We start from the raw sequence: 25,682 nt of genomic DNA on the forward strand, positions 1-25,682 counted from the left end.
TTTGCACAAGTATAAATATAAGTAAAAGAGCATTAGGGGATCACTTGGGGAGTAATCATAAGCTATAGCAAAATAAGGGGATCACTTGGGGGAGTAACCATAAGCTATAGCAAAATAAGGGGATCTCTTGGGGGAGTAATCATAAGCTATAGCAAAATAAGCGAGTTACTTAGCTATAGCTTGTCTGGTGATTTTTACTTACACAGTTGCAACACAAACGTCTAAAGATTATTGGCCGTTTAAAATGACTTAATTATCAATTAAACCCAGCAAACCTTTTTTGACAAAGCTAGGTAAGGCGAAGGCAGCAGAGTGAAGCGGTGCATTATAATAATCAAAACTTAAGCCTGATTTTTCAACCCGTTCAGCGTTAAAATCATTAATAGGATGGTATTGCTTAGACGCAAAAGTAAAACTCCATAAGCCGCCTGGATAAGTTAAATTACTGAAACTATATAAGTAAGTTTTAGGAAAGACATTGTTTAATACTTTCAATAGCGATTGTTGAATATCCATGGCATACCAAGAAGATTCTCCCTGAGCAACAACGATACCGTCATCGGCTAAACAGTTAAAAACATCTTTATAAAATGCTTCGCCAAATAAAGGTTGAGCAGGTCCAATCGGATCAGTGCTGTCGACAATAATAACATCAAACTTCTCAGTGGTTTCTTTAACAAATTGCACACCATCACCAATAATAAGATCTATACGTTCATCATCGAGGGCTGAAGCTGTTTGTGGAATGTGCTCTTTACAGGCGTCGACAACCATCACGTCGATTTCAACCATAGTACATTTTTTTACTGATAGATGACGAATGACTTCTCTTGCCGTTCCACCATCACCACCACCAATCACTAAAACATTTTTAGGGTTAGGATGCACAAACAAGGGCACATGGCTTATCATATCGTGATAAGCAAATTCGTCTCGCTCAGTAACCATAATCAAACCGTCATTTAGTAACATTTTACCATGACCTTTAGTTTCAACAACATCTACGGTTTGAAATTCACTTTTCCCAGAGAAAAGTACTTTTTCTACTTTAAATTTAATCCCCAAAAAGTCTTCAAACTTTTCTTCTACCCATAAATTAGAGTGCATGGTTTTCTCCTGAAATATCAATCATAATTGGCTCAGCAAAGACTGTCTGTGGCAGAATATAGTTGGCAAAGTTTACTAAATAGCCATTATCAAGCTTTTTACAAACACGTGATTTACTCACATATTGTGTTGGAATTAACACCCTTAATTTTTGCTCAAAAGCTTGTTCATTAAAGCTCATTAAATCAAAAGATTTTGGTGCCAGTATCTCTAAAAGTTTTGGCGCAAGCAAAAGTAAATATATATTCGATTCAAAGCTAATATAACTACTGTCCATTTGAGGCGTCACATGAATGGTTAAATATTGCTGTTCGTTAATCGCATTGAGAGATAAAGAATCAGCCCAATGGGTTAAAGTAAAATTACTCTTTATTCGCTCAATAAACGAGAATAAGCAGCAGACAAGTAAGCATGATTGGGCGTTTTTTTTAACGACAGATAGTCAGCTAGATGATGAAAAAATACTAGCGGTTTATGCCTTACGTTGGGGTATTGAAGTTTACTTCAAAGAAGCGAAACAAAAACTCAGTTTTTTAAAAGAGCAAAGTCTTCATTACAGTGTTTACATCGCCTCAATTAATCTAACAGGATTAAGGTTTTGTCTCTTATTATCAGCCAAACATGAAGAAGGGGTGGCAAGGATTAGTGAGGTAATAAATTATTTTGAAGAGAGTCTAAGTTGTTTGAACTTTGCCAGTAAACTATTGCGATTATTTAAAGCATTAATGACTTTAGCAGTAAATAAATGGTTAATTTAACAAGCGTTGATAAATCTGATGTACTAGCGAAAATTGAGCAAACGGTGATTGATTTTTTAAGCAAGTCATGCAAATGGATAGTTTCACCTTACGTCAAGAAGGGATAGAGTGATGTAGAGTTCACTTTTATTAGATATAAGTGCCCCCCTAAACTTGAGTTAAATAATTAAACTAACCAGTATCAGTAAAAAAGAAATTCGATAGCGTGAGAATGAGAAACTTTCCGCGCTATAAAGTAACTTATAACTACCATCCCCTAGCAGTATTAAATTCAGACAAATACGTCCTTGTATAAACAGAATATTGTTGCTACTTTTTATGTGTACAGAAGTACAAAAAATAATAATATACAGGGATAAAATAATGGATAGTTTTTCATTAATAGGAAATAAAAGGCTACTACTTAGTGCTAGCTTGTCGTTTTTACTAATTTCATGTGGCGGTGGAGGAAGTGAATCAAAATCAGATGTTACTATAACCCCACCAGCTCCAATACCCACTGCAACACATCAAGATATTACCGTTATCGATGGATATATTCGTGGTGCTATCGCTTATATTGATCTTAATAATAATAAAACTTTAGATGATGGGGAACCATGGATTGAAACAGGACCTAGCGGTTTTGGTCAAATAGATACAACATCACTAGGACTTCCACCTGAAGATATAAAAGTGATTGTAATTGTTCCTCCAGGGGCGATAGATGAAAATACTATTAGTGATGAGAATCCCGATGGTATTCCTATTACAGAAGAAACAGCTTTTCAAATGCTTTCTCTACCAGGAGAAAACATTGCTACTCCTTTAACAACTCTTGTTTCGATCTCTGCTGAAAACAATGGTGATCTTAAAGCGGCTAAAACAGCAGTAGCGGAAAGTTTAGGCATATCTATAGCAGACCTTTCAACTGATTATTTAGAAACGGGAAGTCAAGAGCTAACGGTGTTATCTGAGCTTATGATTAAAAACCAAGTTATCCCTAAAGACTTAACCAATGCCGTTACTGCAGGTGAATTATTAGTTGCGAAAACTGTCTCTTCTCAAATATCCTCTATTATACAACAAGCGAATGAAAGTGGAGTATTAGTTCAAAATACAGAAGCAATTGGCGCGCTTGCAAATGCTACCGCATCATCTGTTATTAGTTTTGTTGAAGAAAATGCAGAATCATTAACGACTGAAACTAGCAAGAACTTTTCCGCTGTTATCGAATTAATTAATGAAACAACTTATAACTCTTTTGAAGCAATTATAACCTCTACCGAAGCAGTTTCAGCTGAAGTCATCGCTCAAACTAGCCAACAGGCAAGCGTAATGGGAGATGTCATTATTGATTTAATGGTAGATAATATCAATTCAGCTGATGGAATTACAGCAGAAGAAATTGCTGATGCTACCGTTATTGCCAATGTTATAAGTGAAGTTATTGAAGCTATGATTGCTGAAGATTTGGACGGTACTCTAGATATAAACGTATTAACTGAGATTGCTATAATTACAGCGGAGACTACTTTACAACAATTAACTCAACTTGAAAATAGTGGCTTAACTGACGAAGAAATCGCTGAAGCACTTGCTGTTGCCGCCGCTGAAACTGCAGCTAATTTAGAAGAAGCAGCAGAAGTTGGTATTGAACTTGATGATTTTGATGGCGATGGTATTGCAAATGATATTGACACTGATATTGATGGTGATGGCGTTTTAAATGACAACGATGCTTTTGATTATGATGCAACAGAATCTATTGATACAGATCTCGACGGTTTAGGAAATAATTCTGATCCAGATATTGATGGTGACAGCTATTTAAATATTAATGATGCTTTTGTTTTAGATGCTACAGAGTGGGTTGATAGTGATAACGACAATGTAGGAAATAATGCTGATACCGATGATAATGGTGATGGGCACAATGACACAGCATATAAAACTATTGCTCAAGAAAATGATGGTTTAATTGAGTGGGCTCAAGACTTTGTAGTAAGTCCTGATAGTAAGTTTATGTATATCGGTAGTGAAAATGGTCTATTGATTGTAACCTTAGATGAAAATGGCAAAGCGACTGATAGAACAGAACTTGTTACCCCGTCTGATTTAGGTTCTCGTTGGAGAACTTCGAGCTTTTATATAGATTTTTCTCCTAATGGTAAGTTGTATTGGGGAACGCAAGTAGAAATTAACTATGTTCAAGCTAATGTCATGATGGTTTTTGATGTCAACGAAGAAACAGGTAGTGTTGTAAAAGCACAAACCATTTCCTTTGAACAATCATCAGGTATTGCAGCCAATCAACCGGAAATATTCAAGTTTTCATCGGACGGCCAATTTCTTTACACAACTATGCATTATGGCGATGCCGGAAATGAATTACTTATCTATAAAATTGATGCTGACACTGGTCATTTAAGTTATGTAAGCAATTACGATTTAGATACTTTTGGTAATCCAGATTATGAACATAACTTTGATATTTCTTTTGATAATAAATATTTATATTACGGTTATACCAATTACGACACCTCCCCTTCATCCGCCGCCTTAGCTGTAATGATGCTTGATACTGACAAGGGATTTGTCATAGATTCTTGGGTACAGGAATTTGATATAGAATCAACGGGTTTATCTTTTGTGACATCTAAAACAAGTGATCGAGCATTTATGACTGCCGGTGGCGACTTTATGGTGCTAGATGTAGAAGCTAATGGTGGTTTTTCTGTTGAAAGCTCAATTGCTTATGACTCAACAAAACCAGCGTCTATGGCACTTAGCATCAATGAAGCTGAAAATTCAGCAATTGTTTTTAGCTCTGACTATGACACAAGCCTTAATCGAGTTGACCATATAACTATTGATGAAAGTTTTATTCCTGAACTTCAATATTCAAAAGTTGGTCTTAAAGAGTTTTCGTTATCAATAAGTTTTTCAGGCGATGGTAATCAAGCTAATTGGCTTGGATATTATAACGATATTTTATACACCTTAAATCTAGCCGATGAAACAATTAATGAAACACTATTTGGTGCGAAATACCTTGGTGGATTACAAAGTACAGTATTAACAGAAAACAGTACGTTATCATTGGATCGTCAAGCGAACTCGGTAAAAATTACTGATTCCGGTAGTGACCAAGGTTTAGTCACTAACCACTACGACAAGCCTGATTTAATAGGTACGCTAAGAAGTAGAGTTGCCCTAGATGTATCGACATTGCTTTTTATTACCAATGATTATGATACGGGGAACTCAAGAACTACTTATGTAACCGCAACTATTCCTGAAGAAGGTACCAGTTTATTAACTCCTATTACGCGTTATTTAGGTAATGGTGAAGAACTATATCGTATTTATACTGGCGTTAAAGTGCCACGGAAAAATCAACTTTTAGCTTATGAAAGAAGTGTTAATACCAGCCAAACAATTGGTTACTCGCTTTATAACATCGAATCAGATAATAGTTTGACCTTTGTAAGTGCTTTCGTTGCTGATGATGGTTATGTATCTAATTTCAATAGCCTGGTTTTTGATGGTGATAACTTTTATGTTGATGGTCAATCGTTTAGTTTGACTAACGATGAGATAACATCAATAGGTACTTTACCTAATGATCTGCACAAGTTTGTTTATGCTAAAGATAAAACGTTTGTTTATAGCCTTGTTGAAGAACAGTTAATCAGTTATGCAATTAATGCTGATACTGGCGAATTAACGCAAATGGCGATAGAAGAAATGCCGGGCACTTGGCGAATGACTAAAGTTTCAGAGCAGAATTTTTTAATCACCTCGTTAAACAAAAACCAAAACATTACCTTGAAATCAGTACAAGTAAATGATGATGGCAGTTTAACTCACGTGTCTACTTCTTCAGTTACCACTGAAAGTAATACAGAGTTCCTTGTTAATACCTACCCTGTTGAAAATAGCGATGTTGTATGGCTATTTGTGCAAGGTGGTTACTACGACGTGATTAAAGTTGAGATAGCATCTGATAGTGATTCTGATGGTGATGGCGTATTTGATAATGCCGATCTATTTGACTTAGATGCAACAGAAACAACAGACCTAGATAAAGATGGAGTTGGTGATAATTCTGACACTGATATAGATGGTGACGGCATAATAAATGATGAAGATGCTTTTCCATTAAATCGCTTTGAGTGGCTAGATACCGATGAGGACGGTCTTGGTAATAATTCTGACTATGATATCGATGGCGATGGTTACTTAAATCAAGACGACGCCTTTCCTTTAGATAGTACAGAATGGATTGACAGTGACGATGATGGCACTGGAGATAACGCTGATACTGACGATAATGGCGATGGGGTTGTAGATTCTGCGATTACTGTTATGGCACAAGATAAAGACGGCTTGATTGATAATGCGCAAGACTTTGTATTTAGTGCGGATGGCCGATTTATGTATGTTGGTGGTACTAATGGTTTACTTATCATTACTATGGGCGATGATGGACAAGTAACTGAAACGTCACAACTAGTAACACCTAGCGAACTTGGCTTAGTAAAGGTATCTAATAGCACTTATCTAGAGTTTTCACCGGACGGTAATCTCTATTGGGCGTTAAATGCAAAAAAAGATGACACTGATGGGGGGGCGTTAATGGTACTAAATGTTGACAGCACTGAAGGTACGGTTACTAACTCACAGTTTAGTTATTTGTCAGAAATTACTGATCTATCCTTAAATTTAGTTGAAATGTTTAAAATTTCTTCTGATGGTCGTTTCTTATATGCAACTGCGCATTATGGTACTAGCGATGATAACTTACTTGTTTATGGTATTAACGCTGATACTGGACATCTAACTTATATTTCTGCTTCTCCACTTGACCAATATCCTGATTATGAGCATAACTTTGATATTTCTAGCGATGATCAATATTTGTATTACGGCTATTCATCAGGCATAGCAAAAGTGCAAACTTTAACATTAGATCAAAATACAGGTGAAGTGTCTAGCTCGACAACTCAAGAGTTTCCCGACTATAACTCTAATGGCATGTCATTATTAACGTCTAAAACATCAAATAAAGCCTATATAGCGGCTGATGAATATTTCATGACGTTAGATATAGCAAGTGATGGTAGCTTAACGGTTGATGACACCATTAATTATAACATTCCTGGATCTATTGTTATGGCTATGGATATTAATGCCGAAGGCAACAAAGTGGTTATTAACAGTCAGAATAGTGGTAACCATAAAATTGATTACCTAACCATTAGTGATTCAGCGATTACTCATCATTTTGGTAATTCAAATCTAGATGATATGACCCTTGATATTCATCTTAATAATGATGGAAATAGAGTCACCTGGATTGGCTGGTATAATGATATCGTCAATAATATCGATTTAATTGAAGAAGAAACGATTAATCAACATAAATTTGGAGCTAAAGGGTTTGATAACTTAGCTAGCTTTGCGGTTAATAATGATTCAGTTGTAGCGATGAATAATCGTGGCAACGTTACAAGCATTGAAGACTTAGGTAATGGCTTAGGTTTAGCTACGAATATATTTCATAATTTACAATTAAGCAGTGAAAGCATTCGTTCGTCTTTATTGTTTAATGATAATAAAGTGATGTTTTTTGCCGATGACTTTTCAGTTGAACAGAGAAGAACACAATATACCGTGGCAGAAATACCAACTGCTGGCAGTGAACTTATTAATGTGGAAACATATTATTTAGGTGATGGTAGTGAACGATATAGTGTTTATAAAAGTATATTACTTTCAAATAATCGTATTCTTACTTTTGAGCGTAGTCTAAATACTTTACCTAACGGAGAGTCTTTTGATTCAGCCCTTTATGCCGAGTCTTTTGGTTTAGCACTTTATTTAATCGAAGATGATAATACCTTAACCCTACTTAGCGCAATTTCAACAGATGTTTCTCAATTTGGGCAATGGGATTTGATAAAAGTTAATGGATCTGATATTCACCTAGCTGGCAGTACTTATAGCTATAATAGCGATGTCTTATCTGTAAAAGAGAGTGCATTTCCAAGTTTAACTCAGTTTGTTTTCTCTGCCGATAATTTCTATGTGTATAGTATTGAAGCTGCTGATGATACTACTGATGTAACTAACGATAAAATTGTAACCTATGCTCATGATATGGATACAGGGGCTTTGGTAGAGATTGCTGCAGAGTCGCTAGTGGGACATTGGGATATTTCTTTGTTAAATAACCAACAAATACTACTTGTATCAAAGAATATTGATAAAGCTATTTCGGTTAATTTAATGGATATAACAATAGGCGATAGCATAACAAGTGTCGCAACTGCAAAAATTACGACATCAACCGATATTGAATCTAAAGTCAATGTTCGTAGCTTCGAAAATACCGTTTGGTTGTTTGGTGCAAATGGTTATTATGACGTTATTAAGTTAAGAATCGATTAAATAACTCAGCTTAGATATAACTACAAAAGGGACTTAACAGTCTAATGCCGATCAATTAAACAATTTATAGCTTGATTAATTTGCTAATGAGATCAAAATCCAGTGATTGATATCACTGGATTTTTTTTATGCAACTTTCTACCGCGCTTTCTTTAGTTAATTCAAATAACGTCACCGAGTTCCAAAACTTAGCAGAAATTTTGTCTCCAGAAATTATTAGTGCGGGACTAAAAGAACACGGAATATCTACCATTCGAAAGCGTAAGCTGCCTATGGAAAATATGGTGTGGGCTGTCATTGGCATGGCATTGTTTCGCAAGTTCCCAATGCGTCAAATGCTTAATCAGTTGGATATTATTTTACCCAGCGGTATCCCCTATGTTGCATCTAGTGCGGTCACGCAAGCGAGAAAAAAACTCGGTAGCAAAGTTATAGAAACAGTCTTTCAACAAACGCAACAACAATGGAACCATGATGCTAATCATGGTCAGTGGTGTGGTTTAAACCTTTTAGGTGTCGATGGTGTTGTGTAGCGAGTGCCCGATACCGATGAAAATAATGAAGAGTTTGCCAAAACAGGGACGCAACATGGCAAAGCCAGTTACCCTCAAGTACGTATGGTGTGTCAGATGGAGTTAACGAGCCATTTATTGACTAACAGTGTCTTTGATAGTGTTGAAGTTAACGAGATGAATCTTGCGTTAGGGTTAATTGATAAAACACCTGATAATAGTTTAACGCTGTTCGACCGTGGATTTTATTCATTAGGCTTGTTACATCGCTGGCAAAGTACAGGCAACACAAGGCATTGGTTAATGCCACTCAAAAAAAACACACAATATGAAGTTATCAATAGTATTGGAAGACAAGATAAATTAATCCAATTAACCACAACGCCTCAGTCACGAAAAAAGTTTCCAGAATTACCTAAAACGATGCAAGCACGGCTCATCACCAAAAAAGTGAAAGGAAAAGACCTTCAAATACTCACTTCAATGACAGATCCTATGCGCTTTCCACCCGCTGACATTGTTGATTTATATGCCCACCGATGGGAAATTGAGTTGGGATTTAGGGAAATGAAACAGTCGCTATTGGACAATCGATTCACATTACGAAGTAATCAACCAGAGCTTATTAGGCAAGAGCTGTGGGGGATATTATTGGCTTATAATTTAATCCGTTATCAAATGGTATTAATGGCTAAATCGCTAGACGGTGTCCACCCCAATCAACTGAGTTTTAATGGCGCTTCAATGCATATTATTTACGAATTAACCCAGTTGTCATTCTGCACGCCAGGTAACATTCCCAAATACACAATGAATATTACAAAGTCGGCTAAGCAATTCGTTTTACCCGGTAGGCGAGAACGGCAATATCCGAGAATGTTGAAATGTTCAAAGAATAGGTACCCTGTTAAAAGTAAAAATGCCGTTCACCTTAAGTGAACGGCATTACTTAACAGTCCCTTTTTATTTTCAAACGAAGCGCTAAATTCTATATGCTGAAGTGACTATAAAAGTCAATAAATACCGCGACCATAACGTGTATCACCAGTATTATTGAAAAACCCAAATAGTACTACAGCTTAGATTTAATCAGGCTCGTACATTCTATTAATGTATATGATTCCAGATCTACTCCTCTAATAGTAGATCTGTTCAAACCATACTGGCATTATTCTAGAGTGTTGTGTATCTAGATTTGTTGATTCATAACTAGCTCTATTCCCCCCATCTAAAGTATTATTAACAACAATAAATAAACTCTTAGTATAAAAACTAATCTAACGCCGACAGTAAATAATGTGTTTCGATGCAATAGCATAATATTTCATTAGCTTACCCTACGCGCGTAAACGTATATAGCCTCATTAATATTTATCCAAAGACTAAAAACAGCAATAAAAACATGACAGATTCATCGACACACACCTATGGTGCGAAGATGTAAACTCTATATTTATCAATAGATTAACTTTCTGCAAAAATGCTAACCGTAAATTATTTGATAAAGCTAGACGAGAGTTGCACGCAAGATTTCAAGCTGAAGATCATACCCTGTTAAGCATCAGTAAAAAGAATCGTTGTCATTAGTTTAATGAGTCACTGTAAAAAGTGAACAATATCCTTTGTACAAGTATAAATATAACCAAAAGAGCATTAGGGGATCACTTGGGGAGTAATCATAAGCTATAGCAAAATAAGCGAGTTACTTAGCTATAGCTTGTCTGGTGATTTTTACTTACACAGTTACAACACAAACGTCTAAAAATCATTGGCCGTTTAAAATGACTTAATTATCAATTAAACCCAGCAAACCTTTTTTGACAAAGCTAGGTAAGGCGAAGGCAGCAGAGTGTAGCGGAGCATTATAATAATCAAAACTTAAGGCTGACTTTTCAACCCGTTCAGCGTTAAAATCATTAATAGGATGGTATTGCTTAGACGCAAAAGTAAAACTCCATAAGCCGCCTGGATAAGTTAAATTACTAAAACTATACAAATAAGTTTTAGGAAAGACATTGTTTAATACTTTCAATAGCGATTGTTGAATATCCATGGCATACCAAGAAGACTCTCCCTGGGCAACAACAATACCGTCATCGGCTAAACAGTTAAAAACATCTTTATAAAATGCTTCGCCAAATAAAGGTTGAGCAGGTCCAATCGGATCAGTGCTGTCGACAATAATAACGTCAAACTTCTCAGTGGTTTCTTTAACAAATTGCACACCATCACCGATAATAAGATCTATGCGTTCATCATCGAGTGCTGAAGCGGTTTGTGGAATATGCTTTTTACAGGCGTCAACAACCATCTCGTCGATTTCAACCATAGTACATTTTTTTACTGATAGATGACGAATGACTTCTCTTGCCGTTCCACCATCACCACCACCAATCACTAAAACATTTTTAGGGTTAGGATGCACAAACAAGGGCACATGGCTTATCATATCGTGATAAGCAAATTCGTCTCGCTCAGTAACCATAATCAAACCGTCATTTAGTAACATTTTACCATGACCTTTAGTTTCAACAACATCTACGGTTTGAAATTCACTTTTCCCAGAGAAAAGTACTTTTTCTACTTTAAATTTAATCCCCAAAAAGTCTTCAAACTTTTCTTCTACCCATAAATTAGAGTGCATGGTTTTCTCCTGAAATATCAATCATAATTGGCTCAGCAAAGACTGTCTGTGGCAGAATATAGTTGGCAAAGTTTACTAAATAGCCATTATCAAGCTTTTTACAAACACGTGATTTACTCACATATTGTGTTGGAATTAACACCCTTAATTTTTGCTCAAAAGCTTGTTCATTAAAGCTCATTAAATCAAAAGATTTTGGTGCCAGTATCTCTAAAAGTTTTGGCGCAAGCAAAAGTAAATCTATATTCGATTCAAAGCTAATATAACTACTGTCCATTTGAGGCGTCACATGAATGGTTAAATATTGCTGTTCGTTAATCGCATTAAGTGAATAACCGTAAGGAGAAAAGACAAAGTCATCAATAATAAAGCCAGGTAGAATACTATCAATACACAAAAACTGACGAATTTCTTCAGCTGTCAAATTAGCTTGTGTTAAATGTTTCGAAGCCTGCTCACTTATTTGATAGGCGAGTAACTCGTAGGTAATGTCATCAGTATCAGCAGTAAAGTCGTTATCTAAATGAAAAACGTAGTTGTGGTGACTGTCCATTTCACCAAAACGATAAGCCTTACCCGGTAAATATTGATTAATTAATTTGATATCATCACCAAAGCAGCTAGGCTGGGCGTTTGAAAAATATTCGTTCTTACGCTGATAAGTGAGCTGTTTAATCACTTTTGTGCCAAATTTTTGAATAAAAAACTCTACCGCTTTAACTAACTGCGTTTCACCACAAGTTAATATTAATATTCTATCTGACCAGACAAATAAACTCGACTCGGACAGTAAAAAAGCTTTGCAATACTCATTTTCAATCGAAGATAGTATTTGAGCTTGACTACGATTAACTAATGCTGACCAAAATTCGTCGTCAATATCGTTAAGTAAAGAAAGCTGCTTACCATCGATTAAGATTTCAGCTTTTTTTTCTGATCCCTCAAAAAACATAACAACTCCTCATTAAAAAAATAGTGCGTCATTTTACAAATTATTTCATTTTTATCAATAAAATAATGTAGCTAACATCTAAAAAATAAACAACAAGCTTGCCATCCAATAGCCCTACTTTTATTCACAACACTATATTTTATAAATAAAACTATACATTTAGCCTTTATTTTGGATAATTAAGAAAATATTGCCGTTAGGTATCACGACTCGATGAATATGGTTAAAGAAATTAATGTGGGTTTAATATCCCCGCCAACACCTTTTGAAGGAGCTAAAGATAAGCGAGGTATTTTTCAAAATACCAGCCACATCATCGGCTTTGAGTTTGATGGTACCGCATGCTTTAGAAAAGGCACTAAAGCTGGGCCTAACGCACTTCGAGCCGTTTCTGATGGTATTGAATCGTATTCTCCGTATTTAGACGCAGACCTTGAAGATATTTCATTTGTTGATCTAGGTAATTTACCGATTGATTTATCTATTAATGAACAAAGTTGCCAAGCTGATATAGAAAACGCCTATAGTAATGCTAATGATGCTTTTAACACCTTATTTGAAAATGTTGCTTTAAAAGAAAATAATATTCGCATTGTAACCTTAGGCGGCGAACATTCTATTTCTTACGCTCCAATAAAGAAGTATTTGAGCGAATACCCTGACTTAGTCATATTGCATCTCGACGCACATGCTGATTTACGCGATGGTTACTTAGGATATCATTATTCCCATGCTGCTATTATCCGGCGTATTACCGATCATTTTGGTAAAGATAATAAGCTAATACAATACGGTATTCGCTCAGGTACTCGTGAAGAATATCAATGGATGAAAGCACATCAAACACTCAAAAAAAGCAGAGCTGAATTTCTTGCTAGTGTTGACGCTATTGCACAAGATACACCTATTTATTTAACCTTAGATTTAGATTATTTTGATCCAAGCTTTTTTCCAGGTACCGGAACACCTGAACCAGGCGGAGAAGATTTTCATTCACTGATTAGCTTATGCAAAATTTTACGATCTAAATATTTTGTTGGCTGCGATGTAGTCGAGTTAGCGCCTAAAATTGACAGTACAGGAAATAGTGATGTTTTTGCGGCGAAAGTCGTGCGGGAATTATTACTTTGTTTAGCAGGGCCAAGCACAGCCTAATAGCCGATCAATACCCTAAGAGAACACCTTTAATATAACGCAGTTACATTAAAGGTGTTCCAGATTACTTAGCCATTAATCAAAAAATGAACATAGATACTGGCGCTATAGCCTAAAGCGATAGCCCAACTCCATTTAAGGTGGCCAACAAATGAGTATTTGCCTTTCGTTTGCCCCATTAAAGCAACACCCGCCGCAGAGCCAACCGACAGTAAACTTCCCCCTACCCCAGCGGTCATTGTAACTAATAACCATTGCTGTAAATCCATCACGGGGTTCATACTTAAGACAGCAAAAACAACAGGGATATTATCAATAATGGCTGAAAGTACGCCGACAGCAATATTGGCATAGGTCGGATCCCAGTTGGTATATAATAAGTCTGAGACTAAACTTAAATAGCCCATAAAACCGAGGCCACCAACACACATAACAACCCCATAAAAAAACAGTAAGGTATCCCACTCTGCGCGTGCTATTTTTTCAAAAATATCAAAAGGAACGATATTACCTAATCTTTTCAGGGCTTTTTCATCATGACGGATGGTTGCTAAGGTACGTTTTTTATCTAATGAACGAGGAAGGCTTCTTCTTAAATAAAACCCTAAAAACTTGAGGTAACCTAAGCCCATCATCATTCCTAACACGGGTGGCATGTTAACAACACTATGGGTGGCAACTGACGTAGCTATGGTGAGTATAAATAAGAAAATAATTCGCTTCGCGCCACGTTTTAGCATGAAGTCTTCATCGGTTATAGGTGTTGATCTTTCATTAGAGATAAAAAAGCTCATAATAATAGCAGGGACTAAAAAGTTGACCAGGGAAGGTATAAATAGTACGAAAAATTGCTCAAACTTAACTAAGCCTGCCTGCCATATCATTAAAGTGGTTATATCCCCAAATGGACTAAACACCCCGCCAGCATTAGAGGCTACCACTATATTGATACAGGCAATGTTAATAAACTTAAGGTCCTTAGGAGCCACTTTAAGGACAATGGCACACATCAACATTGCCGTCGTTAGATTATTAGCAAATGAAGAAATAGCGAATGCCATCATGCCTGTTACCCAAAACAAACTGCGTAAACTTAACCCTTTAGAAATCATCCAAACCCGTAAGCTATCGAACACCCCTCGCTCTTCCATCGCATTTATATAAGTCATCGCGACTAATAAAAATAATAATAACTGAGCATATTCTAATAAATTATGATTAAAAGCTTCTTCTGCCGCTTTAGGAATGCCGTGTTGGGTGTAAATCCAACCAATAATCAGCCAAATGACACCAGCCGCGACCAATACCGGTTTTGACTTTCTCAGATGAAGAAACTCTTCACTAATAACCAGTAGGTAAGCGATAATAAAAATCGTTAATGCAGTAAATCCTGCAATAGTGTTAGTGAGATCAATTTCACCGGCTCCAGCGGCAAAAGCAGGTGTTGCAAAGAGGAGCAGCAATACAGTCGTTATTAATTTTTTCACGATATTTCTCTGAGTTAATTTAAAATTTGTCAAAAAACGTTTTATCTCAGCGAGCAGCGCTGCATTAGATATTTCTTTGACAGAGTAGGCAAAGATAATACAAGGCAACGGTCACCATCAAAAAAAGCCTGTGGCTAACGCTTTTAAAGGCTGAAAATTAAAAACAGCCATAATATAAGTATGTTGGGGTTTTATCTGCATGTCTTGCTTACATAAAATAAATATGGGTAAATATCATCAATATATAAGCGTAATTTATCGGTTAATATTTCACACGACAGCCAACAAAACGACAATTATATTCCAATTAAAAGACAATACAATTCTAATTAAATGATAATGAAAATAACATGTCGCTATACAAACATTAAAGGTGGTAAAAACAACAGTCAGACTTACGGTATTCATTGATCATAAAAAGGCTAACTTTGAAAAACTGGCTGCATTAGATGGTGTTAATGCGTCTTAGAAAGTGCGACAAATGATCGGGGAATATATTGATAAAAATCAGGAGGAAGTTTGCAAGACGATGTTTTTAAATAACAAAACTTTAAGAGCTTGGTCGTTGTCGACTTTTATAGTCTTTATTGTCCCTATAAAGCGCTTAGCTAGGTAGGCTGGTATCGATAGGACTAGTATCTATATTTTCGACCGCATATAAGGTGAGATTGTAGCCGAAACCTTAGGTGCTTTGTCCTTTTAAAGGGGAATATCTAATAGCTATTCATTATTAAATGACCAAAAATAGCTATTAAATTTTATTATCCCTAGCTTAAATAAACGTTAACATTATTCAGTTTTATAATCTTGAAGGGTCATAACCGCATCATGCAGGCTATCTTGGTTTACTTGGATAATACCGCGCTTAGGTCTGTCTAAATCAATGATAATAAAGACCACCAAGATGATTAAGGTGAATAATAATATCGTGGGAAATGCGGGACGCTTTTTCCCTAACCCGCTATTGTAACCAAGCATGCCGCCAACAGTAACAAAAACACTAAACAACAAAAACAATACTGGTTCGGGCACATGGAGTCTAAGCATAGCCGATCGTTTGTTTTCAATTTGAATCATGCTAGACAATGACTGATAAAAGCCATTTGCAATTAACAGTGATCTTGGACTTTCCAATTCTTGTTGTGCTAATTCAATCAGTTTCGCTTGTGATTTACTGACCTTTTTGTTTACAGCCATACGTTGCTCTGCATTGCTCAAATCTATTTGGCTCAGTGAAATACGTAGTGCTAGATAAGACTCTAATTCATCAAAAACGTCATCTTTTACTTTACCACTCAATAGTTTTGCTTGCATGGCTACTCTTGAAATAGCACCCGCTTCTTCAATAACCGCGCTACTTCGTCCATCGTACCGTTGCAGCGACATATTAAACGTGAAACCCAGCAACAAAGCCAATAAACCCAGAATACCGGCTTGAATAGCCGTCGATTGACTTTTCATCTCGGTGTTTTCTGCGTCTTTATTACGTAAACCGAAGCTGTAGCCTATTTGGTTAATAATTAACATCAAAATAAAAAGGGTAATAATAATGATAATGCTATTTTTGTCGTACATTAGTTCTTGGCTCACTAATTAAATCTCTACATTTGAATAAATTCGTGGGCAAAGAGTGGGTTGAGGGGGGGGATTGGTCAAGGAATATTTGAATAAATATCAGTATCAGCGCTAACCTTGATGAAATATTGTAGCCAAAGCGTTATTTTAAGTAAACAGTTTACTGTGCTAAGCATATTTTAATAAAATTTAAAGAAATCAGTACTGCAGATAATAGTGCGATTAAATTTTTATTATCAATAAAAAAATTGCCAACCTAATAAAAGGTTGGCAATTTTTTAGTGTAATCGCAACAACATAGTTGAGCGTTTAACGGCTGACGTTATGACGATTTTCCTTTACTAACGCCTTTACGTACTAACCAACGCATGTCATTTTTATAACGATCGAAATAGCGTTTGATATCTTCCATAATCAAATAATTTATCGGCACTAAAAACAATGTAATGATTGTCGCAAATAAAATACCAAAGCCAAGACTCACTGCCATCGGAATTAAGAACTGTGCCTGAGTACTCTTTTCAAATAAAAGTGGCATTAAACCAGCAAACGTTGTTAATGATGTCAATAAAACCGGTCTAAAGCGACGACCACCAGCGGCATAAACAGCTTCAAAAACAGCACTTCCCTCAGCACGCTTTTTGTTAATATAGTCGACCAGGACCAGTGAATCGTTAACCACCACCCCCGATAACGCTAAGACCCCCATCAGACTCAGTAAGGTTAAATCCATGCCCATTATCCAGTGACCTATTACCGCACCGACAATGCCAAAAGGAATAACCATCATCACCACTAAAGGCTGAGAATAACTTTTAAACGGAATAGCAAGCAGGATATAAATCACTAATAACAAGCCAAACATACCAAATTTCAGCTCTTGGGAAGACTCTTTTTGATCTCTAGCTTCACCAGCCATTTCATAATTCATGCCTGGATACGTACTTATCGATTGTTGTAAAAACTCTTCTAACTCTTCCTGCACCGCAGACAAATTACCTTGTTCTTTGTTAAAGTCAGCCGTAATAGAAAGTGTTCGCTGTCGATCAATACGTAAAATACTCGAAGGACTTAATCCAGGCACGATATCAGCAATCTGCCATAGCGGAACTTCTTGACCGGCTTCGACTCTTATCATCATCTGCTCTAACGTCTCAATCGACTGTCGAGCAGCAATAGGATAGCGCACCATAACTCGCACTTCTTCGCGCCCACGTTGAATACGCTGAACTTCAAAACCGTAGACTGCTTGACGAACTTGTCTTGCAACCATATTTAAATTAAGTCCAAGTAACGTTGCTTCGGGCTTAAGTTTTAATTGTAGTTCTTCTTTGCCATCAGACATTGAGTCTTCAACATCTGAAACTGCTGAGTACTGCGTTAATTTACTTTTGAATTTATCGCCTAGCTCAGCTAAATCATTAGCATTCTTGCCACGCAATTCGATATTAATAGCGGGTCTATTCCAACCAATCTCAGCTCGATAATTTAATTGCTCAGCGCCAGCGACTTGTCCAACCATTTTACGCCATTCTGCAACTATCTGTTGCGTGCCAATATCTGTGCTGCGGTCTTCTGGAGGGATTGTTTCGACACGAACACGTCCCGTACTTGAATTACGTCCACCACTAATAGAATAAATATTCTTAATAATAGACTCACCAGATTCGGGATCAATATATTTCTCTTGTAATAACTTTGCTTGCGTAGTCATATGTTGAACAATACGATCGGTACTTTCAAAAGCGGTACCTGTTGGCATTGTTAGTGTTGCTGTTGCTACTTCACTTTGCACACGAGGGAAAAATACAAATTTTGTCTGTCCGCTTGAAAGCGCACCAATAACTATAAAAAGTGACGACAACATAATTGCCAGCGTCGCGTAACGCCAGCGCAGCGCTAATGCTAATGTTGGTTGATAAAATTTAGCAATAAACGTCTCTAAAGAGGTAGATATTGCCATTTGAATACGTGTTAGCCGCGATGGCGCGCCTGTTCGCGGTTTAATATGTTTAAGATGCGCGGGTAATACCAATTTAGACTCGATCAATGAAAAGAGTAAAACCGGCACAATAACGTAAGGAATACTCTGGTACCAACTGCCTCGTCCTTCAAGTAAAGCCAGGGGTATAAAGGCTGCAACAGTCGTTAAAATACCAAAGGTAACCGGTACGGCAACTTCTTGAGTACCTCTAATGGCAGCGGTAAGGGGATCAGTACCGCGTTGCATATGTTCGTAAACATTTTCCCCCGTAACAATCGCATCATCGACAACAATACCTAGCACCAAAATAAAAGCAAATAGGCTCATTAAATTCAAAGATATACCAAAAAATGGCATCAATATAAATGCACCCATAAATGACATTGGAATGCCAAGACACACCCAAAATGCAACGGCGGGTCGTAAAAATAAAGCTAAGAGAAGAATAACTAATAGCGCACCTTGCCAAGCGCTTGTAGTAAGCGTAGCTAAACGTGCTTTTATCGACTTACTGCGATCGCGCCAGTAAGTCATCGTTAACCCTACCGGTAATGCTTGTTGTTTACCTGCGATATAATTTTTAACGGCATCGGTTACTTCGATAATACTTTGATCACCAACGCGAAAGACCTCTACCTCTATTGCGGGTATACCGTTAAATCTTGTTCTCAAGGGGGTTTCTTCAAATTCATCACGTAAAACAGCAATATCACCTAAACGGATTAATGTACCATCTTTATCAGTTAATATCGGTAGCTGGCTAAAGTCACTTGCTTTATAAGCTTGACCAATACTGCGGATAAAAATATCTCCGCCTTCAGTTTTCAAATTACCGGCGGATACATCTGTAGAGTTACGTCGTAAAGCGTCGGCAACCTGCTCTAAGGTAATATCATATTTTCTTAATGACCATTCAGGTATTTCAATCGATATTTCAAAACGCAGAGAGTTATCAACACTGACTTGAGTAACCCCAGGCAACGAAGCTATTTCATCTCGAACATCTTCAGCAAAGCGGCGTAATGTTAAGCTGTCATAATCGCCATACATCACCACACCAATGGCGTCACGCATACGCTTAGGCATTGTCACCAAAGGACGTTCAGCTTCAACAGGAAAATTATTAATCGCATCTACGCGAACTTTCATTTCGTCGAGTACTTCTCTAACGTCGAAACCATCTTCTACTTCAACAGTCACGGTTGAACTGCCTTCATTAGAGCGCGAAGTCATTTCACGAATGCCTTCGATATCTTGAATCGCTTCCTCCACTCTTATGGTTAAACCTTCTTCAACCTCTTGTGGTGAAGCGCCAGGTAAAACAGCACTAACTTGTACAGTATTTATTTCAAATTCAGGAAATAAATCTACAGGGATTTTGTTAGACAAACTATAAAGTCCAACGGCAACGATGACCACCATAAGAAGATTAGCAGCGACGTCATTACGAGCAAACCAAGCGATTAAACCATGCATAATGAGTTCCTAGTCCGTAGTCGAAGTGGATGAATTACTTGGGGATTTTTTTAAAGCCGGTAAACCTTCTTGCTTTTCACTATCACTATCTTGTATCTCTTGATTCATTGCAGGTGTTGTCATTTTCTTTTTAGCTAATTCTTCATTGGTTGTCGAATTAATGTCATTCAATGATTTAACTCGGGTACCCGCGGCTAAATTGGCCGTTGGCGTTAAAATAAGCTTATCGGTAGAATCAATAGCGCCAGCATAATTATAAATATCGCCAGCAAGTGAAGAAGCCGAAATAACGACAGACTCAACATCTGTCCATAAAGGTTCAATAGCACGTTTTTGCAATAAACCATCTTCTGCAACCGCAATCATATTATTCTGACTTACTGCTCTTCTTGGAATAGCATAGACATTCTTCAATTGTGTGCCTTCAATCTTTGCTCTTAAAAACTGCCCAACACGTAATGCGGGGAGTTGTGGAGAGCTAACAAAAGGATTATCGAGCTTGGCAACAACGTAAAGCATACGAGTAGATGAATCAAAAGCTCCTTCACTACGTACTAACTTACCTTTCCATGTATAAGTTTTACCACCTAACTCACCTTCAAAAAGAACAACAGATTGATGTTCCTTGTTGTCTGTAGGCTCGTTGCCTGGTGCATTGTATTCATCGGGTAAGTAGATGTGCGCTAGGTCTTGGGCTTTTACCGGTAATCTTACTTCAATATAATCAGTGGAATATATCTCAGCAATAGTTTGAGACGGATTAACAACTTGCCCTAAATCAACCATTTGCTTCAAAATTTTTCCGTCAAAGGGGGCTTTAACTTGAGTTCTCTCAAGGTTGAGTTTGGCTTTCGCCAATTGCGCTTTAGATGCGTCATAAGAAGCGAGTGCAGCCGCAACTTGTGGAATGCGAAGTGCTAAATCGCGACCCGCTTTACTACCGGGTCTAACATTCCAGTCGCGCTCAGCGACATCTGCTTGAGCCAACTCTTCTTTGTATTTTACCCAAGCATTAGCGACCGTTGATTTTGCAACATCAACTTCTATCTGATAATCACGAGGGTCGATCGCCAGTAAAACATCACCCGCTTTAAATGATGCTCCTGCACGAATATTATTAGCGACCTCAATAACACGCCCACTGACATCTGAAACTAATTGCGTTCTAGTTAAAGGCTCAGCTGAGCCGTAAGATTCAATCCAAACAGGGTAATCCGTAGCCGTTAGTTGTACTGTTTCAACACCAACAGAAGCCGGCGGTCCTCCTCCCCATTTACGTGGAGTAGGTTTACTAGCAAACATCGCTGCAATAATTGCAAAAGCAATAGCAAAAATCACGATGGTTACAATCAAATGTATTCCCCAAACAACAGGTTTTTGGGTCACTTCCACCGGTTTTTGTGGTGAATTAATATCGTTCATTTAGCACTCTCTTAAATTATTTTTGCTGGTGTCTGCACGTTAATCGCACTTACTACCGGTGATATGTATAAATTAATATATGTTATACGATAAAACTAAGATTAAGTTTACTTTTCATGTGAAAAAATAGTTTTATTTTCAGGCGGGTACAACCAAGAAGAGATAATTAAAATTAAACACGAGGGAAAATAACAACGTCAACGCAAAGTTGTCTTATATAAGTGCTTTAAAATAAGATTTGGTGCTAAGTGTTTATAGCCAGTTCTTTTAAGTCCTCAATTAAATCATCAAGTTTATTATTAAATCGATTCAATTGTTTATCTGTTAAGCTGTTCATCATAATATGAAATATTTTTACAGAGGTATCACTATTATTTTTAGATAATGTTTTGTGTTGCTCTGACTTTAATGACTCTGGTTCAGAAATAAGTTCAGTAAACATCACTTCATATTCTTGTCTATCTAATCCCATGGCTAATACTTGTTTTAAACCTGAGTGCCATTTTATTCGATAATCCATTCTATGATTAAATGTCGGTGCTAAACTTTTGGTCAGTTGACATACTTCAATTTTTTGACTTTCAGTTAACTTCCCCAACCATTTTTTGAACTGGTCTTGTCGTTCTATACATGTTTCGTTAAGCCATTGCTCTTGAGATAACTCATCATAGTCGTCGAGACGTTCTTCATTATTATTGGCAATTTCATCGACAACTTGTTTTCTTTGGCGACTACTCAGGGTATGAACTAACGATATCAGTGCCGGTTTTGCTTGCTCTCGCACTGCAAGCCAATGCTGTTTGATGATGACTAATTGATCGTCGACTTCTTCTACGGTAATACCGCGATTTACTTGGTCTTTTAGCGTGATAAGTTGCCGACTATATTCACTGAGTTGTGTTCGTCGGTGCCATGTATGCAGCTCATTAAATGTCGTATCAAATGTTTTTTGCTGTTCTTGGCTTAAGGTAACGTAATCATCAAGATACCAATTGCTCCACCAGTCTAAGTGGTTATAAATAAAACTAAAACTACAGGCTGATAGCAAAAATGAACTAAAAATCACCAAAAAACCATTTTTAATTATTAGTGGCATACATAAATCCCATTTTTTATTTATAATTGAAAAACTATTAATGTTCACTACTGTTATTCCTGAGTGTTTTTAGCCCATTCAATATTGAGTTGTTAGACTAAACACCTGATCAAACAATAAAATAAAGCGATACTTTCTAATTCAGTAAAAAGTAAGCATACAACATTGATTAAATTAAACTAAATACGTATGAAATTCACATAAGGTTCAGAAGATACTTATTTTATTGGCTAATATTTTTATAGAACGATTTTAAAACAATAAATATGTCAGTATTTTTTACATTTTATCTTTTTGTCATTTTGCTACACATTACAAACTGTTGTTTTTATAATCAATTAGTAAAAGGGTTTAAACCTTGCATATGACTCATCAACCACTTTAAAAAGGATTACACGGATGCGTAAAGTTCTCAGGTTTTGTTCTATTCTATGTGCTTTTAGTTTAATTGCACCAACAGTTACTGCGGGGTTAATTCCGCTAGATATCTCTATTACCGGTAACGCTGAACTCGATACTACTAATTCAGCTTCTCCCACAGGTAACGCCAGTCAAAGTGCGGATATGTCACTTGTTATTGGTGGCGGCACGACACTCACCTCTATTGCTAATCTCACGCCAACAGGTGCAAACCCTTTAGCAGGGACATTGACTGATTTTGGAGATGGCGTTGGTGTTAGTGCTATAAGCTCTTCTACTGCGGGTGCAATAAGTGAAGTTCCTGATTTTATCTTTGACATGAGGTTTTCCTTATTCAATAGTTCAGCTACCGATACTTATAAAATATTTTTTGAATTAGCATTTTTAAACTTTGCTGATGCAGACGGGCCTGAAGCTTTTATTGATGCTGAAATAAACCTTTTAAATACTTTAATCGGTGAATTATTTGCCTCTGATTTAACCTCAGATACTTTTTATATTGACAAAAAAAATGGTACAGATTTACCGACTAGTGGGGCAGCACTATCTGATAATGGCACCTTTATTTTTGATATTACGTTGGCGGCAGGTGCCTCAGATAACTTCTCAGCATTATTAAAAATGGATGGTAAAGCTTTCGACAATAGCTCTACTTTTAATGCACGCACCAGTGCCTTTATTAGTATTGTTGGTGCAGAAAATTTAACCAACACACAGCCACCGTCACAAGTGCCAGAGCCTAGTACATTTATACTGTTTTTTATGGCGATGGCACTATTACAAGTAAAGCGCAAAATAAATAATTAATGGTTTTTTACAAATTAAGGATAATAGAAATGAATATTGTAAAGGTAATAAAATTAAGCTGCATTTTAGGATTTAGTATCACGGCTATCACGATGCCGATGAAAGCACTGGCCTGCTCTTCTCAACCATATTTGGGTGGGATGTGTGCTTTTGGTGGTAATTTTGCTATTCGAAGTTGGGCAAAAGCTGAAGGGCAATTACTAGCGATTTCAAGTAATAATGCGTTATTTGCTCTTCTTGGTACTACTTATGGTGGCGATGGTCGTTCAACTTTTGGACTACCCGATTTACGTGGGCGCTCACCTATTGGTCAGGGACAAGGACCCGGACTTGGTAATTACCGTTTAGGACAAAGAGGTGGGTCAGAAACTCATGTCTTGAATATTTTACAAATGCCGGCTCATAATCATACCGCAACAACCACAACGAGCAATGTTGTCGATACCAGTGCTACCACAATAGCATTACGTGCATTAGCATCAAGTAGTACAACTAATTCACCGACGGACGCGGCTTTATCAAATAGTCCGAATAGGGAAAATATATATAGTAATGGTGCTCCTAATGTCGATATGAGAGCTGATGCGATTGCACTAAGTTTAGGTGTTGAGGTAAGTTCAACATCTGATACCGTGGTTAATAATAATGGGAGTAGTCAAGACTTTAATATTCGCGGCCCTTACCTTTCGCTCACTTGGTTAATTGCCTTACAAGGTGTTTTCCCGTCGCGTAATTAATATGACTAAATCATCTAAAGGTCAAATAATTCAAGGTCGATTAACTACCGGCCTTGTTTTTTTTATTCTACTAATACTCTTCAAACCACCTGTTTTTGCGAAAAACATTGATGATTGGGCAGGCCCATTAAGTAATGCCCAAGCATTACTGGCAAAGCAGCAATATAAAGCCGCATTAATAGCCTTTAAAGAACAAGCCAATTTAGAAAATGGTCTTGCGCAATTTACTGTCGCGTTATTTTACGATCTAGGCTGGGGGATCACCCCCAACCGTTCAACCGCCTGTCAATGGTATCAAAAAGCAGCAAAAAATAATATGCCAGGCGCTATGCAATCATTGGGGCAATGCTTTTTTGAAGGACAAGGAGTTAAGCAAAACAAAAAATTGGCTTACCATTGGTTTATAAAAGCGTTTGAACAAGGAATACCGTCAGGAGCATGCCAGGCTGGCGAATTATTACTTTCCGGTGATGGTGTTAAAGTTGATTTAATGGCTGGGCAACGGCTTTGCCTTGAGGCCGGTCAGCAAGGCTCGATTAGTGCACAAAACAAGCTTGCTCAGTGGTATTTTTATGGTCAATATTTCCCGCAAGATTATCAACAAGCTTTTAACTGGCTACAGCATGTTGCGAGTGAAAAATCGCCCAGTTCAGCTTATCTGTTAGCACAATTTTATGATAAAGGAATTGGCATGAATGTTGACGAGAAAGAGGCTTTGCACTGGTATGAAATCGCGGCATTAGGAAAATACAAAAAAGCTTATATGCCAACCGCTTTATTGTATTGGCAAGTCTTTAACAAAGCACAAATCAATAAAGATAAGCTTTTAGCAAAAAGCTATTTATGGGCAACAATATTGTCACACTCATCAGAGCAATTAGAAGATAAGGCAGTGGCTAAGCAATTATTAGTGCGAATTATGGAGAAAATGCCAGAAACGTGGCAAGAAAGTTTAGATGAAAAGAGTGTTAATCATTTGGCAGTCCCTTAGCCGTTGTTACCTCGATAAAAAGAGTGTTGTAAAAATGCCTCTATATTTAATGGCATTTTTTATATTTTTAAGAACCTCCTTAACTATGCTCTACTACCTAGCCTCACTATTTTTCTGCACTTTA

The 25,682-nt window shown here is 37.0% G+C and carries 15 protein-coding genes and 1 pseudogene; 7 read left to right on the forward strand and 9 right to left on the reverse strand.

The genetic code is table 11. The annotated features are described in order from the left end of the window. Positions 1-249: 249 nt before the first annotated feature. The gene (gene speE / locus H4J76_RS11415; RefSeq protein WP_182203490.1) at positions 250-1,107 is read right to left on the reverse strand and encodes a polyamine aminopropyltransferase; all 858 of its coding nucleotides are present in this window, start codon (positions 1,105-1,107) and stop codon (positions 250-252) included. After that, positions 1,097-1,384: a hypothetical protein gene (locus H4J76_RS11420; RefSeq protein WP_259377139.1), complete on the reverse strand. Its 288-nt coding sequence runs from the start codon at positions 1,382-1,384 to the stop codon at positions 1,097-1,099. Before H4J76_RS11420 ends, speE (H4J76_RS11415) begins: the two co-directional genes overlap by 11 nt. A 16-nt stretch (positions 1,385-1,400) precedes the next feature. Here H4J76_RS11420 and H4J76_RS11425 point away from each other — a divergent pair, with 16 nt between their 5' ends. From H4J76_RS11425 to H4J76_RS11435, 3 genes and pseudogenes are all read left to right on the forward strand, one after another. After that, positions 1,401-1,865, forward strand: coding sequence for a transposase (locus H4J76_RS11425; RefSeq protein WP_182218640.1), 465 nt, complete (start codon positions 1,401-1,403; stop codon positions 1,863-1,865). 363 nt (positions 1,866-2,228) lie between these two features. Next, on the forward strand, positions 2,229-8,300 hold the full coding sequence (locus tag H4J76_RS11430; protein WP_182230623.1) for a beta-propeller fold lactonase family protein: 6,072 nt from the start codon (positions 2,229-2,231) through the stop codon (positions 8,298-8,300). Positions 8,301-8,428: 128 nt separating this feature from the next. Beyond that, positions 8,429-9,751 (forward strand): annotated as a pseudogene (locus H4J76_RS11435) (IS4 family transposase). 847 nt (positions 9,752-10,598) lie between these two features. On the opposite strand, the gene speE (H4J76_RS11440) reads toward H4J76_RS11435, so the two are convergent. Next, positions 10,599-11,456: a polyamine aminopropyltransferase gene (gene speE, locus H4J76_RS11440; protein WP_182230624.1), complete on the reverse strand. Its 858-nt coding sequence runs from the start codon at positions 11,454-11,456 to the stop codon at positions 10,599-10,601. Further along, positions 11,446-12,408, reverse strand: a complete 963-nt coding sequence (locus H4J76_RS11445) for an adenosylmethionine decarboxylase (protein WP_182230625.1) — start codon at positions 12,406-12,408, stop codon at positions 11,446-11,448. The genes speE (H4J76_RS11440) and H4J76_RS11445 overlap by 11 nt, the downstream gene beginning before the upstream one ends. Before the next feature lie 213 nt (positions 12,409-12,621). Between H4J76_RS11445 and speB the strand changes: the two genes are divergently transcribed. Further along, positions 12,622-13,563 (forward strand): agmatinase, encoded by a 942-nt coding sequence (speB, locus tag H4J76_RS11450; RefSeq protein WP_259377140.1) that lies wholly within the window; start codon positions 12,622-12,624, stop codon positions 13,561-13,563. Between the two features lie 68 nt (positions 13,564-13,631). Here the strand turns inward: speB and nhaD are convergent, their stop codons facing one another. From nhaD to H4J76_RS11475, 5 genes are all read right to left on the reverse strand, one after another. Then, complete coding sequence (gene nhaD / locus H4J76_RS11455; protein ID WP_310733699.1) at positions 13,632-15,053, reverse strand: sodium:proton antiporter NhaD; 1,422 nt, start codon at positions 15,051-15,053, stop codon at positions 13,632-13,634. A gap of 786 nt (positions 15,054-15,839) precedes the next feature. Then, positions 15,840-16,640 (reverse strand): hypothetical protein, encoded by an 801-nt coding sequence (locus tag H4J76_RS11460; RefSeq protein ID WP_182230627.1) that lies wholly within the window; start codon positions 16,638-16,640, stop codon positions 15,840-15,842. 307 nt (positions 16,641-16,947) lie between these two features. Continuing rightward, the gene (locus tag H4J76_RS11465; protein ID WP_182230628.1) at positions 16,948-20,085 is read right to left on the reverse strand and encodes an efflux RND transporter permease subunit; all 3,138 of its coding nucleotides are present in this window, start codon (positions 20,083-20,085) and stop codon (positions 16,948-16,950) included. Positions 20,086-20,094: 9 nt separating this feature from the next. Continuing rightward, entirely contained in the window at positions 20,095-21,507 is a 1,413-nt protein-coding gene (locus H4J76_RS11470; RefSeq protein ID WP_182222379.1) for an efflux RND transporter periplasmic adaptor subunit, read from the reverse strand. A 244-nt stretch (positions 21,508-21,751) separates the two neighbouring features. Then, positions 21,752-22,603, reverse strand: coding sequence for a DUF6279 family lipoprotein (locus tag H4J76_RS11475; protein ID WP_182230629.1), 852 nt, complete (start codon positions 22,601-22,603; stop codon positions 21,752-21,754). A gap of 399 nt (positions 22,604-23,002) precedes the next feature. Between H4J76_RS11475 and H4J76_RS11480 the strand changes: the two genes are divergently transcribed. The 3 genes from H4J76_RS11480 to H4J76_RS11490 are packed head-to-tail and all read left to right on the forward strand — an operon-like array spanning position 23,003 to position 25,558. Further along, the gene (locus H4J76_RS11480; protein ID WP_182230630.1) at positions 23,003-23,830 is read left to right on the forward strand and encodes a PEP-CTERM sorting domain-containing protein; all 828 of its coding nucleotides are present in this window, start codon (positions 23,003-23,005) and stop codon (positions 23,828-23,830) included. 29 nt (positions 23,831-23,859) lie between these two features. Next, the gene (locus H4J76_RS11485; protein WP_220466023.1) at positions 23,860-24,567 is read left to right on the forward strand and encodes a phage tail protein; all 708 of its coding nucleotides are present in this window, start codon (positions 23,860-23,862) and stop codon (positions 24,565-24,567) included. A 1-nt stretch (position 24,568) separates the two neighbouring features. Further along, on the forward strand, positions 24,569-25,558 hold the full coding sequence (locus H4J76_RS11490) for a tetratricopeptide repeat protein (protein ID WP_182230631.1): 990 nt from the start codon (positions 24,569-24,571) through the stop codon (positions 25,556-25,558). Positions 25,559-25,682 lie beyond the last annotated feature (124 nt).

This window comes from Colwellia sp. BRX9-1 (assembly GCF_014077195.1).
Lineage (GTDB): Bacteria > Pseudomonadota > Gammaproteobacteria > Enterobacterales > Alteromonadaceae > Colwellia_A.

Coding starts and splice junctions, on each gene's coding strand:
- H4J76_RS11425 (WP_182218640.1), top strand. CDS start 1,401: ATGGTTAAATATTGCTGTTCGTTAATCGCATTGAGAGATAAAGAATCA.
- speE (WP_182203490.1), bottom strand. CDS start 1,107: ATGCACTCTAATTTATGGGTAGAAGAAAAGTTTGAAGACTTTTTGGGG.
- H4J76_RS11485 (WP_220466023.1), top strand. CDS start 23,860: ATGAATATTGTAAAGGTAATAAAATTAAGCTGCATTTTAGGATTTAGT.
- H4J76_RS11490 (WP_182230631.1), top strand. CDS start 24,569: ATGACTAAATCATCTAAAGGTCAAATAATTCAAGGTCGATTAACTACC.
- H4J76_RS11470 (WP_182222379.1), bottom strand. CDS start 21,507: ATGAACGATATTAATTCACCACAAAAACCGGTGGAAGTGACCCAAAAA.
- H4J76_RS11475 (WP_182230629.1), bottom strand. CDS start 22,603: ATGCCACTAATAATTAAAAATGGTTTTTTGGTGATTTTTAGTTCATTT.
- speE (WP_182230624.1), bottom strand. CDS start 11,456: ATGCACTCTAATTTATGGGTAGAAGAAAAGTTTGAAGACTTTTTGGGG.
- H4J76_RS11480 (WP_182230630.1), top strand. CDS start 23,003: ATGCGTAAAGTTCTCAGGTTTTGTTCTATTCTATGTGCTTTTAGTTTA.
- H4J76_RS11420 (WP_259377139.1), bottom strand. CDS start 1,384: ATGGACAGTAGTTATATTAGCTTTGAATCGAATATATATTTACTTTTG.
- speB (WP_259377140.1), top strand. CDS start 12,622: ATGAATATGGTTAAAGAAATTAATGTGGGTTTAATATCCCCGCCAACA.
- H4J76_RS11465 (WP_182230628.1), bottom strand. CDS start 20,085: ATGCATGGTTTAATCGCTTGGTTTGCTCGTAATGACGTCGCTGCTAAT.
- H4J76_RS11430 (WP_182230623.1), top strand. CDS start 2,229: ATGGATAGTTTTTCATTAATAGGAAATAAAAGGCTACTACTTAGTGCT.
- H4J76_RS11445 (WP_182230625.1), bottom strand. CDS start 12,408: ATGTTTTTTGAGGGATCAGAAAAAAAAGCTGAAATCTTAATCGATGGT.